This window comes from Advenella sp. FME57 (assembly GCF_014897675.1).
Classification (GTDB): Bacteria; Pseudomonadota; Gammaproteobacteria; order Burkholderiales; family Burkholderiaceae_B; genus Advenella.
Genome location: NZ_JABUXU010000012.1, coordinates 103,741 through 120,216 on the forward strand (window position 1 = coordinate 103,741; position 16,476 = coordinate 120,216).

Genomic DNA, 16,476 nt, shown 5'->3' on the forward strand with positions numbered 1-16,476 from the left:
GATTGACGACGCGAAGCTGGATTTTTCAGATTGGCAAGGATCACAGGAGAGAGACGTTATGGGAAAGAAGCCAGTCGGCACGGTGCAAATCTGCCTGATCAGTCAGGACAGGCAGTTGCAGGAAGATGTCAGGCAGGTAGTGCATGAGATCAATAGTTGGCTGAACGAGAGTCCGAATGTTGCTGCGTCAGAGCTGCAGGGTGACTGCCGGCCGCTTCAGTGCCAGGCGCAACGCTACTTGCGACAGCAGCAAGGCAAGGGGGGGCCAAAACAACTGGTTTTGCACTGCTTTGCATCTTTGGAGGCGGCATCGATCGCGCAGAACGACGATACGATTGCGGGCGAATGCGTTTATCTGGATTCGCGCGGGCTTGGGTTGGCCGCTAACGAAGATCCGTTTGCGCAATTGTTGTCGGTACGGCCCGGCCTCAGGTTTTCTCCATCTTCTGCGGTGTTGTTCTGCGCCGAGTCGTGTCTGGCCAAATGGATGCTATTGCTGGGCGGGAACCGCTTGATACGCACTCCGCTTGGGCAGCGGGATCAGCGCTGCGCAGATCTGTTGCGTCTACTGCTGGATCATCTGGAGCACGCCTATTTCAACCGGCTTTTGGTACGCACCACGCAGCCACAAACGGAACCTGTGGCAGCGGCCAGAGCAGTCTTTGACTTGATGAGAGCGCGCTGGGGACAGGGCTGGGATTTTCATTTTTTTACCGGCTCCATGGTTGCCGGATTTATTGATTCCATGCATGATCTGGCCGAAGGCACGGACATCGGTTTATATAGCGGATGTAATGAACATGCGCTGGCCGTGGGCGCAATGGCCGGCTGGCAATTGTACGGACGGGCCTATGTGATTGCCGTCACATCGGGGATGCTGGATGAAGCCCGGGGGACACTGGACAACCTGCGGCGGACCGGCGCGCCGGGTATCGTTATCTGCGCCGAATCGCCCGAAACGGTATGGTATGCGTTCCAGGGCACACTGAACGCGGACAGCAACGGTCATGCCGTCATTGCGGCCAGAGGGTTGTGGTCTGACTTCCTGCGTGAGCCCGGCGATCTTCAAAGCGGTCTGGCAAATGCCTTTGACGCGCTGGACAATCGCCCCGGGCCCACTTTCGTTTTTGCTTCCCAGTCTGCGCTGGAATCGCGCACGCCGGTGGTCGTGCCGTTAAAACAGAGGACGCCCGCCCCGTCTGCGATCTCGTCGATAACTGAAGTCAGGCTTCGGGAACGATTGAACCACGCCGTTGCAGTTCTTAACCACGATCCGGCTCCCATCCTGTGGCAATGCGGAAGACTTAGTCCGACCCAGCGTCAGCGCGTACTATCTATTGCCAGGAAAACCGGCGTGGCACTGGCCGATAGCATTGTTGCACCGGGTTCTGTTCCAGCGTGGCAGGACGGTATGCCGGTTGCCAATTACCTTGGTCCGCTTTCTATGTATGGCTTTAGCCGGCGCATCTACGAATTTCTGGAACATCGCCGTTGTGTGCCATTTGAGGCGCAGACGCAATCGATTGCGTCCAACGGTGATGTCTCGGGCCTCGCGCACTGCGCGAATGCTCGATCGGCCCGTGAGACGACCGAGACGACGCCGTGGCTGTTTTTCCTTAAGGGCAAGGCCGACCAGTCTGCGACACCTTATTCCGAGGGTAAATTGCGGCGCAGCTTCAGGATCGCCCAGGTAAACCGCAATCCGGCCCATATTGCGCCCTTTGCCGATCTGGGGCTCCAAATGTGCCTGGATGATTTCCTGGACTACCTGGAACCGCGCATCGCGCCTGACCCCCTGATTCTTCGGCACCGTCAGTCGCATCTGCAACGGTTGCAGTGCGCAGCAGAAATCATGCCTAGCGACTGCATTGAAACACTGCCCATGACACCGAATTACTTCTTTCAGCGCCTGGGCCAATTGGTCACGGAACTGATTCGTGACGAAGGCTACCGCTACACCGGCGTTTATGACGTGGGGCGCTGCAGCCTGTCGGCGCTGCGCAATATTCCTCGCACCGATCCCGGATTCTCGGGCTGGTACGGACGCGCGCTGATGGGCGATGGCCTGATGGCGCTGCCCTATCTTGCTGTGCGGAACCAGCGCAATGTGCTTGCGTTTATTGGCGACGGCGCGCGGGCGCTGGTGCCCGATATTGAACAGCGCCTGGCCATGTGCGCAGCATCGTCGCCGCATGCCGCCGGACGCAACATCAGCCTGTTTTACTTGAACAATGGAGTTCTTTCGATGATTCAGACCTACCTGGACAAGCGCTATGCCCTTAACGGCAACCGCCAGGTCAATGTTCCGCAGCCAGGCGCCAGAGCGGGGCTGCATGAGGTGGCCGCGCAGCATTACGTGAGCTACCACAGCATCAAATCGTTTTGCCCGGAAACTCTGCGCACGGCGTTGATGGCGCGCGGACAGATCAATTTTTTCGACGTTATGTTGAGCCACAATTCGGACGGCGACGGACTTAGTCTGGTGTCAGAGGAAACCTGGAGCCGTCAGCCGGTGGAGCAATGGACATGAAGTTTGGATTCATTGCCCATCCCACATCGCCGGCTTTATTGAACCAGGTCAAGCTTATTGATCTGGCAGGCCGGATGCTCAAAGAACAAAGCCACGGCTACCATTCGCAGTTCTGGTCCCGGCACAATCTGGTTCCCTTTGCAGACTTTACTCGTATCACAAGTGCTTGCGGACAGCAATGCGACGGAACGATTCAGTTCATGCCCCTGACGGCAGAGCAAATGATGGCCCAGCCACGCAGGATCGCAGAGCGTGTGTTGGACGGGGTCAATGCCTTGCACCACGGTGGCGCTGAACTGGTCGGCCTGGGCGGGTTCACGGCCATTGTCGGCAACCGTGGTCTACAGACGCTCGAGCGCGCGCTTGTACCGGTGACTACCGGAAATTCCTTGACCGCCTTTGCCGCGTACCGCAATGTTGTTGATTGTATGGAGCGGCTGGGCGTATCTGCAGAAAGTGCACAAGTGGTCGTGGCCGGCTATCCGGGATCGATTGCCCAGGCGGTGGCGCGCTTATTGCTGGCCCATGGGTGTCGATTACACCTGGTGCATCGCGGTCCAACGTCGAACCTGCCCAGCGACCTGCCGCTGCAGAGTCCGGATCAGGTCCAGTACCATTCCCGGATGGACGTATGCTACGGCATTGCCCGATTTTTCGTGACCGCCACATCAAGTGGCGGGGTTATTGATCCGGCCCGATTGCAGCCGGGGTCAGTGGTCGTGGATACCGCCCTGCCCAAGGATGTCTTGCCCGGGGCTGGGCAGCGGGACGATATTCTGGTCATTGATGGCGGCCTGGTTTCGGCCACCTCCGACGTCAGTTTCGGAGCCATGGCGCTGGGCCTGGACCCCATGCGAAATTTAAACGGCTGTATGGCAGAAACCATCATTCTGGCCCTGGAGGGCAGGGCGCAGCCATTTTCCATCGGACGGGAATTGCCCGTTGAGCGGGTGCTAGAAATTGGCGAGGTGGCAAAGCGACACGGTTTTGTTCCCAACCCCATGGCAAGCGATTCGGAACCGGTGGCCGGGGCGCGCTTTGACGGTTTGCGCCAATATCATCACAATCCCGAAATCGGCCAGCCTGATCACCCTTTGCCAGCGCATGCTCTGCGCCAACAGGTATTGGACGATTTCGGCAAACACATCAATCCGGTGCTGCGCGAGTTTTACCAATTCAATCATGTGGAGCGCGTTTTCGTTAAGGGAGAGGGGTGCTGGCTGACAGACCTGGACGGTCGTCGCTATCTGGATTTTGTGGCCGGCTACGGTTGCCTCAATACCGGGCACAATCATCCCAAAGTGAGTGCGGCCCTGACCGAATACCTGCAACAGCAGTATCCGACGTTTGTTCAGTATGTGTCCGCGCCCCTGCACACCAGCCAGTTGGCCCGGCGCCTGACACAAATGGCGCCCGGCAAGATGCAGCATGTTTTTTTCAGCAATTCCGGGACCGAAGCCGTGGAAGCGGCAATGAAAATGGCACTGGCCGCCAGCGATCGCAAGGTGATTCTTTATTGCGGCAATGGCTACCACGGCAAGACCCTGGGCGCACTATCGATTACCGGGCGAAGCAAACATCGTAAGCCGTTTGAACCGCTACTGACCCATTGCGAGCAACTGCCTTTCGGTGATGCCCAGGCGCTGCGCGCCAGGCTGGCGCAAGGCGATGTTGCCGCTTTTGTCATGGAGCCGATACAGGGCGAGGGCGGCGTCATTATTCCGCCGGACGGCTATCTTGCGCAGGTCAGGGCCGCTTGCGACCAATACGATTGCCTCTGGGTGCTGGACGAAATACAGACCGGTCTGGGCCGTACCGGCAAGTTGTTCGCCTGCGATTGGGAAGGGGTGGCGCCGGACATCATGGCGTTATCCAAATCGCTTTCGGGGGGCGCCGTACCGATAGGGGCGACGCTGGCCACAGGCGATGTCTGGCGCAAGGCCTATGGCACGATGGATACGTTTGCCTTGCATACCTCTACTTTCGGGGGCGGCAATTTTGCCGCTGCCAGTGCGATGGCGGCACTGGATGTGCTGGAACAGGAACAGCTGACACAGAACGCTGCTCACGTTGGTCCTTATCTGCAACAACAATTGCAGGATATCGCCGATCAATACGGGTTCATCCGACAGGTTCGCGGCCGGGGCATGATGATTGCCATTGAGTTCTCTTATGACATGACTGGCGGCGCTCGCGCCTTGCTGCGGGAGATGGCTGCCCGGATCCCGGCACAGGCATTCATGACGTATCGGATGATGTCCGATAGCCTGCACATGCATCTGAGCCAGGCAATGAAAGAGCTGGAAGGCAGTATGGAAGATCTGTTTGTCTTGCGTTTCATGACACGCCTGTCGCAAGAGCACGGTGTGCTCACCTTCGTGACGGCAAATAATAATAGGGTCATGCGCATACAGCCTCCGCTGATATTGACCATGGAGGAAGCAGATCGCTTTGTTTGCGCGTTTGCTGCGGTGTGTGCGGATATGTCCACAGTTCAACATTGAGCGCCGATCTTACAAATGAATAGATTTTTCTCCTTTATGCATATGAATGGGCGGTATTAGGGCCTTGTTTTGCCGTCTGCAAAAGGTGAGAATAATAATTATTCGTATTTAAATAAAAGGAACGCGATATGAACATACCGGCCATTGTTGAGCCCGGCGAGCCGTTGAGTCGAGAGGAAATCGGTCGCTATAGTCGTCATCTTCTGATTCCGGATGTGGGCATGACGGGTCAGCGCCGGCTGAAAAACGCCCGGGTGCTGGTGATTGGCGCTGGTGGATTGGGCGCGCCCACGCTACTGTATCTTGCCGCCGCCGGTGTAGGCACTATCGGTATTATTGATTTTGACCGAGTTGATGTGTCCAACCTGCAGCGCCAGGTGATTCATTCTGTCGACACGGTGGGAGAGCTCAAGGTAGAGAGCGCGCGACAGGCCATTGCCCGGCTAAATCCCCTGGTGCATGTGGAAACCTATACCGATAGGCTGGAGCCCGACATGGCCGTAGCCCTTTTTTCCAGGTACGACCTGATTCTCGATGGCACCGATAATTTTGCCACACGCTACCTGGTCAATGATGCATGCATTCTGGCCGACCGGCCTTATGTTTGGGGGTCCATTTTCCGCTTTGAAGGACAGGCTTCGGTTTTCTGGGAGAACGCGCCAGGCGATGCGGGCCTGAACTATCGCGATTTGTACCCCGAGCCACCGCCGCCCGAGCTGGCCCCATCATGCGCAGAGGGCGGTGTGCTGGGGATTTTGTGCGCCGCCATTGCTTCCATTATGAGCACTGAAGCCGTAAAACTAATTACGGGCATCGGCGATCCGCTGCTGGGGCGTTTGCTGGCCTACGATGCACTTGCAATGACTTACCGTGAACTGCCGATCCGACGCCTGCCCGAGCGCAAGCCCATTACTGAGCTGGCCGATTATGAATTTTTTTGCGGCCTGACCCAAACCGCGACACCCGACCGAACCACTGACCAGATGACGGTCAAGGAATTGAAGGCACTGCGCGATGCGGGCAAGGCGCCAATTCTGATTGACGTGCGCGAACCGCATGAACGGGACATTGTCAGTATTCCCGATGCTGTGCCGCTGAGCAAGTCGCCGACCGTGGCGCAGGAAATTGTCGAGCGCTACGGGCAAGAGCAGCCGCTGGTCATTTCCTGCCGCTCGGGCGCCCGTTCCCAGGCGGTGCTGGAAGAGCTGTTGAAGATCGATCGCCGCAATGTCCGGAATCTGGAAGGCGGCGTACTGGCATGGGTGCGGGATATTGACCCATCGCTGCCAACGTATTGAATCGAAGACAGGTATTGAAAACACCATGGCCCTTATTATGAACAAGGCGGTTTACGCCCAAATCATGAAGCAGGCGCAGCAGGCGCATCCTGTCGAATGTTGCGGCATGCTGGTGGCGCCGGCTGGCCGCAGCCACGTTGCCAGGTGCATTCCGATGCGCAATGTGGCGGCATCGGAAGTGTACTTTTCCTTCGATTCGACGGAGCAGCTGCGGGTTCTGCGCGATCTTGACGAGCGTGGCGAACAATGTATCGGTATCTATCATTCTCATACGGCAACCCACGCCACGCCCAGTCGTGAAGATATCGAATTTGCCAACGACCCCGATATGCATTATCTGATCGTTTCGACCTGGCACGCAAGCACGGTGCCGTTTCGAAGTTTCCGCATCATCGCCGGCAGCGTATTTGAAGAATCGATCCACCTTGTTGCCGCGACACAGGCACAGGCCGTGGCATGAGCGCAACGCGCCTTCCCGCTTGCGCTCAGACACTTACTCATTAACTCATTAACTTGAACAAGGAATCACTATGTCGATATCTATTGCCGTTCCCACCATTTTGCGCCCATTGACCAACGGAGAGAAAAAAGTCCAGGCCCAGGGCGAGACGGTCGCGGACATCATCAAGCACCTGGATACGCAATTTCCAGGTGTTGGCGAGCGGCTGGTCAAGGATGGTCAGGTTCATCGCTTCGTGAATATTTATGTGAATGACAATGACATCCGTTTTTGCGAGGGGCTGGACACGAAGACAAAGCCGGGCGACAGCCTGACCGTATTGCCCGCCGTGGCCGGTGGCTGAACCGGGCTTGTTCCGCGTGTCGCATCCATTCATTGAAACCTATTTTTTGTAGATAGCAACAACCATCATGGCAGAAACAATTTTAGAAAACCTGGGCGTCAACTGGCGGCCGGGGACGGTCCCGCAGGATTGGACGGAACTGGGGGCCAGCGTGTCCCGGCAAGCGGCATTGCTTGGCATGCAAGAGGCCAACCTCGTCGATAATCCGGCAGATGCGTTGTGTAGTCTGCACCATCCCAAGGCAGGTGCGGTACATGTCGGCCTGGGAGACGATATTGGCTCGGGCAGCCCACATATCACCGAATCTACCCTGCAGGCAGTTTGTGGTCTCATGTCTGTCCATGGCAGGGCAAGCGGAGGCCCGCAGCCGCTGGGCTTGCCTTATCTGTCTGTGCTGACGGGCGCCGTGACCCTGCAAAGCGGTCTGGCAGGTTTGCTCGGGCAAATGAATGGAGGTGCATTCGAAAAAGTCGAGGTCTCTGCGCTCGCTTGCGGCCTGCTCAGTGTCAGCCAGTACCTGGCCGGTGCTAGCGCCCAGGAAGATCCGGAACAGATTGCGCCGGGCAGCACCGACCCGGTATTGCGTCCACCTTTTACGTCTGCCGATGGCGTTGTCTTTGAAATCGAGACATTGGACAGTGCGCCGTGGCGACGCTTCTGGGAAATACTGGGACTGGATCCCGAAACGGCAGGGCGCGCCTGGACCGCATTTTTGCTGCGCTATGCCAAGGCGATTGCCCCCATTCCTGGCGTGTGCCTGCAACTGTTGTCCGAAGTGCCTTATAGCCGTATCAGCGAGGCTGCCGGCAAGGCGGGGCTTGCCCTGGTTCCGGTTCGCACACTTGACCAAAGACGCAAAGACCCCGACTACGCGCGTGATGCGGTATCGCCCTGGAAAATATCGTGCGATAGTGGTTTGCCATATCTGCGGCATGGGGTGCGGCCCAATGAGTTGCCCTTGCAGGGAATTCGGGTGATCGAATCGTGCCGACGTATCCAGGGGCCTCTGGCTGGGCATATGCTGGCCATGCTTGGCGCCGAAGTGATTCGTCTGGAACCGCCAGGCGGGGATCCCTTGCGGGCGATGCCGCCGGTAGCCAATGGCTGCTCGGTCCGGTTCGACGCCCTGAACCATTTGAAACAGGTGCGGCAAGTGGATATCAAAAGCGAAGCCGGCCGCCGGCAAGTTTATGAATATGTCCGTGAGTCGGACGTGTTTCTGCACAACTGGGCGCCCGGCAAAGCGGCCCAGTTGCGACTGGATGCCGAAGATATGCATGCGATCAGACCTGATTTGGTTTACTCCTATGCGGGTGGCTGGGGCGATGCCAATATCGCAGCGCCGGGCACTGATTTCACGGTCCAGGCATGGTCGGGGGTGGCTTCGGCAATTGCTGCAAGCAATGGTATTCGGGGCGGATCGCTCTTTACCGTGCTCGACGTGCTGGGCGGGGTAGTCGCCTCTCTGGGCACGACAGCCGCATTACTGAGACGCGCCAGTACGGGCCTGGGCTGCAGCGTGGAAAGTTCCTTGCTGGGCGCGGCAGACTTGCTGATGCAATCGGCATCGCTGAGTCAGGCAAAGGGCGGGTTTTCCAAAGTGTTGCCAACGCGGGACGGCATGCTGGCGATTGAATGCACAACCGAGGGGCATAGACAGGCGCTGGACAGGATTCTTGGCATGACGTGTTCAGGGCAGGCCACTCAGGCGCAGCAAATCAGTCTGGCCAGCGATCCCAGTGATATCTGGGTCTCGCGGCTGCGGCTTGAGGGTATCCCATGCAGCCCCGTTGTGAGCAATCTGGCCGATATGGCCACCCATGGTCAACTGGCCAGACATCTTAACCATAAGTCCTATTCTTCCGTAAATTGTCCTTGGAGCTTTTCATGAATTCAGCCGGTATCATCGATCTTGTTCCCCATTCACTGCGTCGGCGCTGGGCGCAAGAGTCCCTTTATCCGGACAAACCGGTATTTGAGCTGTTTCGGGAAAAAGCACAGAACGCCCCCGATAAGCCGGCCGTCTTGTCCGAGGAGAGCACCGTCAGTTATGGTCAGTTGTACGAGCATGCATTGCGCCTGGCTACAGGGTTGCGCGGCGCCGGCGTCATGCCTGGCGACGTTGTGGCCTATCAACTGAGCAATCATTGGGTGTGTTGCGCCATTGATCTGGCGGCTGCCGCGCTGGGAGCCATTGTCGCACCGTTTCCGCCAGGGCGCGGGAAGCTGGATATCCAGTCTTTGCTGCGTCGCTGCGATGCCCGTGTGGTCATTGTGCCGGAAGTTTTTGCCGACACGGCGCTGTGCGAAATCATCGAGTCGCTGCGACCAACGCTATTGTCGTTGCGGGCGTTAGTGGTGCAGGGCAATGCCCGCGATGGCTGGGTCACGCTCGATTCATTACTGGCCAGTGCTCCGGCGGATCCTGCGCAGTTGCCCCAGGTTGATCCCGACTCTCCGGTGCGATTGCTGGTGTCTTCCGGTACGGAATCCGAACCCAAGCTGGTCGCCTATTCGCATAACGCGCTGGTGGGCGGGCGTGGCCGTTTTCTTGAGCGAATCAACCCGAAGAACAGTGAGTTCCGAGGCTTGTATCTGGTTCCGCTGGGCTCCTCGTTTGGCTCGACGGCGACCTTCGGGGTGTTGTGCTGCCTTGGCGGTTCTCTTGTTGTATTGCCTCGCTTCGATGTGCATAGCGCCATTGATGCCATTCGAAAATTTAAACCGACTTTCATTCTTGGTGTTCCTACCATGCTGCAGCGTATTGCAGCGGAGCCGGCGCTTGCAGCAGTGGACAAAAGCAGCCTCAAGGGGCTGATCGTGGGCGGCTCCGTGATTGACGAGACGACCGTCAGACGTTGCAGCAAAGCCTTTGACTGCGGTTTTATCAGTCTCTACGGATCGGCCGATGGCGTCAATTGCCATAATACGCTGAGCGATTCGATAGAAGTGGCGTTCAATAGTGTTGGAACCCCCAACCCTTCCGTTTGCGAAATACGGATCGTTGATGATAACGGTGTCGAACTTGCCCGCGGCCAGATTGGTGAAATTTACGCCCGGGGGCCCGTCAGCCCCATGCAATATGTCAATGCACCAGAGCTGGATCAGACATATCGCGACCAGGAAGGTTGGGTCAAAACAGGTGACCTGGGCTATATCAACCCGCAGGGGCATCTGGTGCTGGCCGGCCGCAAGAAGGACATCATTATCCGTGGCGGCGCCAATATCAGTCCGGTCCAGATAGAGGGGCTGGTGACTCGCCATCCGGATGTCGTAACGGTCGCTTGCGTGCCGGTTCCCGATTTCGATTTGGGCCAGCGGGTATGTCTATGCGTGACGCTGCGGCCCCAGGCTGATCGTTTCTCGCTTACCGAGATCACCAATTACTTGCGCGAACAGGGCCTGGAAATCAATAAACTACCCGAATATCTCAGGTTCTATCGAAGCCTGCCGCTGACGCCTGCCGGAAAAATCGATAAGCGTGCCTTGGCCGAGGATGCTGCGGCCATGGTCAATCCTCAAAGGCTGTCTGCATAATGAATGCCGTTACCGAACCCCTGGATAATCCGGTGACTTACCTTTGTCAGCGTGTAAAGCAATTTGTTGATACGCAAATCATTCCCAAAGAAACCGCCTTGCTTGCCGGCGACGACAATGCCAGGCAAATCGCTGCCGCGTTGTCTGCACAGGCACGCCAGGCAGGGCTGTTTGGCAGTTTTTACCCGAAGGGACATGGCGGTATTGTCAACCGATTGAGCGATTATCTGCCTATCGCCGAGCAGGAGGGCCGCTCCGAATTCGGGCCGGCCATTATGGGCGCGGATGCCACGCTTGATGCTCACATGCTGTTCTGGCATGGCAGCCCGGTCGTACGCGCGCGCTACTTTGATCCGTTGGTAAAGGGGCGTGCCGTCTGCAGTTACGCCATGAGCGAGCCGGACAGTATCGGCTCAATACCCGATACTATGCAGACGCGTGCAAGGTGGCAGGATAGCCACTGGGTGTTGACTGGCAAAAAATGGTTTGTGTGCCGCTCCCTGCACGCCGATTTCATTACCGTAGTGGCGCGTACGTCAGACAAACCGGTGGAACAGGGGCTCTCGATGCTGATTGTGCCTGCCGACGCACCCGGTTTCGAGGTGCTGCGCGAACTTCCTGTGCTGGGACGCATGCAGGGGCAGGGCGAGTTGTCCTTTACCAATGTTGTTGTCCCGTCGGATCATGTGCTGGGCGTGCCCGGGCAAGGCATCAAGCTGATGCAGCAAAGGCTCGGACTGGGCAGGATACTGCGAGCCAGTCAGTGGCTGGGTATGGCGCAGCGCAGTTTTGAGCTGATGTGCGAACGTATCCATTCGGAACGGGGCGTTCAGGCCCGATTAGTGGAAAAACAACTGGTTCGGGCCCGAGTATGCAATGTGTATCGGCATATTGCCACGGCCCGTGCGTTACTGCGAGACGCAGCCCGCAAATTCGATGACCGGCAGGCCAATTCCATAGAAGTCAATATTGCCAAACTGGCCGCTTCCGATGCCTTGAGCGTGGCGACCGATAATGCCATCCAGATCATGGGGGCAGAGGGATTGAGCGACGGGACACCCTTGTCCAGCCTGTATCGCAATGCCAGGACGACCCACATTCTAGACGGAACAGACGATGCGCTGGTCAGCTCCGTGGGGCGCGCGCTTCTTGCCAACAGTCGCAACCCTGAGCTATTTGACAGTGATTATCCCTCAGTCGTAAACAGAGCAAGCAATCATGGATGAAGCCCGATATCCCGTTCAGTCTGCGCTGGCGGTCGGCAGCCTGCTGACCCTGGCAATGGGGATGCCGATGATGATATTTTACGGTATCGGTGTGCTCGGCCCGCAATTGATCCAGGAACTGGGCATATCGCGCGGACAGCTTGCCTGGCTGACCACCGCTTCCTTCGGTGTGGCGGCCGTTGTTTCTCCGTGGTCAGGCCAGGCAGTACAGCGACTTGGCATGAGATCGGGACTGATGGGGTTGTTCGGGCTGGTCGCGCTGTCTTTTTTTCTCATGGCTGTGTTGCCTGGATTCGTCGGATTGATCCTGGCCATGTTGCTGTGTGGCGCCGCGCAATCTCTGGCGAATCCGGCAACCAATATGGCGATCGCAAAACTGGTGCCTGCCCCGAAAAAGCCAGCCATGGTTGGAATCAAACAGTCGGGCGTGCAAATTTCTGCGCTTGTGGCCGGTATCTTGCTGCCGTTTTTCGCGCAATGGTTAGGCTGGCGAGGGGCGCTGGCGTTATGGGTCCCACTGGCGCTGGTCATGTTTTTCCTGGTAAGTCGACGGTTGCCAGCGGGAATGGCCAGCGCTCAACCGCTTGCTGGCGGCCGGGCCCTTGCGCTGCCGCGTCCCAATGTGTTGCTGGGATTGCTGATGCTCGTGCAGTTATGCGCCGGCCTGACGTTATCGTCCTTCATCACTTTTTTTGGCGTCTATGCATCACAGCTGGGTATGTCGGCCCAAATGACAGGTGCTATGATCAGCGTCTTCGGCGTTATGGGCATCGTGTCGCGGATCGCGCTAACTCCCCTGGGCAGCCGACTGCGCGACGAGACGCAGTTGATGGTCATGCTTTTTATTCTTGCCTGCTTGGCCGTCTATGTCACGACACTAGCTACCCCAACCCGACACTTTCCTTTATGGATCGGCATAACCGGCATGGGGTTGACAGTGGCGGCCACCAATGCGATTGCCATGAGCATGCTGTTGCGCGACGAGCGGTTCGGCAAGACGGCTACCGCTGCCGGTATGTTGTCTGTGGGATTTTTCGGCGGGTTTGCGGTGGGACCTCCATTATTTGGCGTTTTATTATCCCAGCCCCAGGGGTTTGGAATCGCCTGGTTCTTACTGATAGGCACGACCCTGGCTGGCGCCGCCTTTTCCTTGATGCTTTACCGGATCCGATCCCATGGCAGCACATGACGTACATGATGCACATGACGCGCGGGTCGGCGAGGCGCCGCAAAACCCGTTAGTGCATGATATTTTCCGGCATATGGACCGTATTGCCCAGGCGTGTGATTCGCAGTTTCCGCTATACCGCAAGGCACGTGACCAGCCTTGGAAGTTATCTAGACGAGGGTCCTGGCTGGGCGGATTCTGGGCGGCGCTCTGGTGGAAACGGGCGGCCGTTGAGAGAACGGCAACGTCCATTGATACGGCCCGCCAATGGAGCCGCCGGCTTGAACCGGTTCTGCCGCAAGCCAGCATAAATAGAAGCTTTGTCTTTTGGTATGGGGCGGGCGTGGCCAATCAGTATGATAGCGATTCGGCGTGGCACGCGCTGTCCAGTGCGGCATGCGCGCGATTGCGTAATAGTTATGATCATCAGCAGAAAATGTATCCGCTCGGACAAGACATGGGAGGTGGCCCTGAAGGCGATCGTATTTTGAATGTCGATTCGCTCGCCTCCTTGCTGTTGCTGACCCATCTTCACGGAGATCCGCTAGACATGACCCTGGGCAGACAGCACTTGGATACGTGTGTGGCACAATTGGCTGACGCCGATGGCCGATGGGCCACTCAAGTGATGCCCGGTGTTGCGCACGAGAATCGTCATGCATCATTGATATGGTCAGCCCGCGGACAGGCGTGGGCCATGCTTGGCTTGGCGCAAGCCGTCAGGTGCTATGGAGACGATTATCAGGCTGCGGCCCTGCTTGCCTGCCAGTGGTGGAGGCAGGTCCGCAGCCAGCAGAATCAGCCGGCAGAGAGTAGCCGGCCTTGGCCTTTGCCGTCGGCCGCGGCCGGCGCCAGCGAGTTTGATCCTTGCGCATCGGCGATTGCCTGCGTTGCGCTGGAACAGATGTCCCGGCAGATGTCCGGGCAGCCGTGGCTGCGCGAAGCGGCGCAGCAAGAACGGGCCAACCTGGTGAGCTGCATGGTTGGAGAAAATGGCATTTTTGCCGGTCACCTGTATAAAGTCGATGCGCAAGCAGCCTCAATCGTAGAGACGCCTTGCGCCCTTTATTTCCTGCTTGAAGCGGTCATGGCGGCCGTCAGCGATTGATGCCATGATATCGTGGCCCAGGCGATGATCAGCGCGCCGGAAACCAGAAAGCCCATCATGCCGGCATAACCGGTACGATCCATCAGCACGCCGGCTACTGCAGGCATGAGCGTGCGGGTCAGGATAAACAGGCTTGACTGTATTCCATAATCGAGCGCCACCAGCGCTGGACGAACGAAATACATCATGACGCCAAACACCAGGCCCGATGCTGCTCCAACGGCAATAGCAAGCAGGATCGCCATGGCAATCAGTATGGTAGCGGATGCCCCGGCCAGAACAAACATCAGTAACATGGCCAGGGCCAGCACGTTCAGCCAGGCAACACCGGATAACATCTGGCCAATACCGTAGTGCTTTGTCATGCGCGCCACCACCAGGCTGGCCAGCGCCGCGAGTACGCCACCCAGAATGCCAACGATCATGGCAATCCTCTCGGTGGACAGTCCGCTATCCAGCAGTAGCGGTTTCATATAGACCCAGGCGCTGCCCACAAAGGGAAAATAAAACAGCATGAGTATTGCCCATTTGCCGTGTCCGGCTATCGTAAAGTACGCTTTCCACAGACGCCAGTTGATGCCGGTCTGCACTGGCTCACTGGAGACGCCGGGCAAGGGCTTGCGCTGCATGAACGCCAGCAGAACGCAGCCCGATAGCAAGGCCAGGGCCATGACCTGAAACGGTGCGGCCCAGCCAAAGCGGGTGTATAACAGCAGCATTAATCCGCCGCCGACAATAGCGCCCAGCGATGTTGCTGCGGACCGGATTGCGCCTGCCCGCATGCGTTGCGATTCGGGCAAATAGCGAATCGCCAGGGCGTTGATCGGGACATCCGTCCAGGTTCCCAATAAATTAATGCTGAGCGCCAGTGTGAAGAGAAAAGACCAGGGCGACTCCTGCAGGCTGGTGCGCGAAAAGAACAGAAGCAATGCTGCGTAAACGACTGACAACACGATACTCCAGTTTCTGTAACCGGCGCGCCCCAGGGGGTAGCGGTCAACGGGAGCGGCCAGAAGGAACTTGAGAATCGCCGGCAGGCCGGCCAATTGCAATAGGCCGATGTCTGTTCCGGACCAGCCATGTTGGCGTAGCACCAACGGAAGGCCGATATACAGATAGACTACCGGTGCAGTCAGGGTCAGGTTAATCCAGCCGAGCAACAATTGAAGCGGCCAATATCCGGATTCGGCCCGGATCACTGCCGGTTCGTTTGGTTGATGCTGGTTAGGCGTGCTTGCCGTGGTATTCATGGTTTGATTCCTGTGTAAAGCCAGACCGGCGTCATGGGGAACGCGATCGGTCCGAGTGACCGGATCTGTGAAAAGCCGGTGGCGACCAGCATGTCGTGCATCTGGCCGGTGGCAGGAACAAAGCGACCGCGCAACATCATTGACGCATAAAAGGGCAGTATTCGAGATGCGTCGCGCGCCTGCGAGGGCACTTCGGCATGCGCAATGTAGAGCACGCCGCCGCGACGCAGCCCCTGGCATATTTTGCTAAGCGCGGCCTTAGGGTCCTGCAGAAAGTGCAGGACGCAGGAACACCAAATCAGATCGTAGCCGGTCCCGATGTCGTCATGTTCCAGATCTGCTGACCGCACATTGATGCGGTCGGCCAGGCCGGCGTTGTCAATCGAACCCTGAGCGACGGTAGCCGTGGCCGGCAGATCACAGACGGTTCCCGTCCATTGTGGCAGGTGGTGGGCCAGCGCAATTGCAATATGGCCGGGGCCGCCGCCCAGGTCCAGAAACCTGCCCTGCTGGACAAGTGAAGACGCCGGTGGCAGACGGTCAAGAATCGAGGGCACGCTGACGGCCCGCTGTTCCTGGCTGATTTGTTGTTCCGCCGCTTTTGCCCAGTTGGTGTGAGTTGCCTCGCCGCCCGGTATGGTACGTTCGCTGCGCCCCGAACGAACGAAGTCCTCAAATTGCGTACCCGCGTGGCGCAAGATGCGTAGGCGATAACTCAAGGCGGCAGCGCAGTTCTCGGGCGAGGACGAAACCAGGTAGCGCTTTGCCAGACTGGTGCATTGATAGTGCGTAGCCGCGCCTGAGTCGCCTGGCGAGCCCGGGGGCAAGTTGCGAGCCAGTAGTTCCATACTCCATAGCAGGTCAAGCCAGACGGAAACAGGGCCGGGCTGCATGGCCAGTTTGCTGGCCACCTGCTTTGCAGTGGCGTCCTGCACAAGGTAATCGAACAGCTTGTTGTCCAAAGCCAGTTCCAGCGCGCTAACCTGTACGGGTGCGGCGGCCATGCTCCAGAAAGGCTGGAGCGCGTGTGTATTTACCAAATCCATCATTGT

The 16,476-nt window shown here is 57.9% G+C and carries 12 protein-coding genes; 10 read left to right on the plus strand and 2 right to left on the minus strand.

All coding sequences use genetic code 11. The features are described 5' to 3' along the window. Window positions 1–58: 58 nt before the first annotated feature. The 10 genes from INT32_RS14925 to INT32_RS14970 all read left to right on the plus strand — a co-directional run bounded on the left by INT32_RS14925 (window position 59) and on the right by INT32_RS14970 (window position 14,174). A complete protein-coding gene (locus INT32_RS14925) occupies window positions 59–2,530 on the plus strand; it encodes a decarboxylase (RefSeq protein WP_193089527.1) in 2,472 nt (823 codons plus the stop codon). Continuing rightward, window positions 2,527–5,034 (plus strand): aminotransferase class III-fold pyridoxal phosphate-dependent enzyme, encoded by a 2,508-nt coding sequence (locus INT32_RS14930; RefSeq protein ID WP_100699520.1) that lies wholly within the window; start codon window positions 2,527–2,529, stop codon window positions 5,032–5,034. Before INT32_RS14925 ends, INT32_RS14930 begins: the two co-directional genes overlap by 4 nt. Window positions 5,035–5,162: 128 nt before the next feature. Further along, window positions 5,163–6,332, plus strand: a complete 1,170-nt coding sequence (gene moeB / locus INT32_RS14935) for a molybdopterin-synthase adenylyltransferase MoeB (RefSeq protein WP_100699322.1) — start codon at window positions 5,163–5,165, stop codon at window positions 6,330–6,332. 25 nt (window positions 6,333–6,357) lie between these two features. Next, on the plus strand, window positions 6,358–6,792 hold the full coding sequence (locus INT32_RS14940) for a Mov34/MPN/PAD-1 family protein (RefSeq protein ID WP_100699321.1): 435 nt from the start codon (window positions 6,358–6,360) through the stop codon (window positions 6,790–6,792). 70 nt (window positions 6,793–6,862) lie between these two features. Then, complete coding sequence (locus INT32_RS14945; protein WP_100699320.1) at window positions 6,863–7,135, plus strand: MoaD/ThiS family protein; 273 nt, start codon at window positions 6,863–6,865, stop codon at window positions 7,133–7,135. A 67-nt stretch (window positions 7,136–7,202) separates the two neighbouring features. Beyond that, a complete protein-coding gene (locus tag INT32_RS14950; RefSeq protein WP_193089528.1) occupies window positions 7,203–9,026 on the plus strand; it encodes a CoA transferase in 1,824 nt (607 codons plus the stop codon). Then, window positions 9,023–10,672 carry a class I adenylate-forming enzyme family protein gene (locus tag INT32_RS14955; protein ID WP_100699318.1) on the plus strand — a complete coding sequence of 550 codons (1,650 nt, stop codon included), beginning with the start codon at window positions 9,023–9,025 and terminating at the stop codon, window positions 10,670–10,672. The genes INT32_RS14950 and INT32_RS14955 overlap by 4 nt, the downstream gene beginning before the upstream one ends. Continuing rightward, entirely contained in the window at window positions 10,672–11,898 is a 1,227-nt protein-coding gene (locus tag INT32_RS14960) for an acyl-CoA dehydrogenase family protein (RefSeq protein WP_100699317.1), read from the plus strand. The genes INT32_RS14955 and INT32_RS14960 overlap by 1 nt, the downstream gene beginning before the upstream one ends. Next, the gene (locus INT32_RS14965) at window positions 11,891–13,087 is read left to right on the plus strand and encodes a CynX/NimT family MFS transporter (RefSeq protein ID WP_193089529.1); all 1,197 of its coding nucleotides are present in this window, start codon (window positions 11,891–11,893) and stop codon (window positions 13,085–13,087) included. Before INT32_RS14960 ends, INT32_RS14965 begins: the two co-directional genes overlap by 8 nt. Then, entirely contained in the window at window positions 13,074–14,174 is a 1,101-nt protein-coding gene (locus INT32_RS14970) for a glucuronyl hydrolase (protein ID WP_100699315.1), read from the plus strand. Before INT32_RS14965 ends, INT32_RS14970 begins: the two co-directional genes overlap by 14 nt. Here INT32_RS14970 and INT32_RS14975 read toward each other — a convergent pair. Next, the gene (locus tag INT32_RS14975) at window positions 14,132–15,424 is read right to left on the minus strand and encodes an MFS transporter (RefSeq protein WP_193089530.1); all 1,293 of its coding nucleotides are present in this window, start codon (window positions 15,422–15,424) and stop codon (window positions 14,132–14,134) included. The genes INT32_RS14970 and INT32_RS14975 overlap by 43 nt on opposite strands. After that, window positions 15,421–16,473 carry a methyltransferase gene (locus tag INT32_RS14980; protein WP_100699313.1) on the minus strand — a complete coding sequence of 351 codons (1,053 nt, stop codon included), beginning with the start codon at window positions 16,471–16,473 and terminating at the stop codon, window positions 15,421–15,423. The genes INT32_RS14975 and INT32_RS14980 overlap by 4 nt, the downstream gene beginning before the upstream one ends. Window positions 16,474–16,476 lie beyond the last annotated feature (3 nt).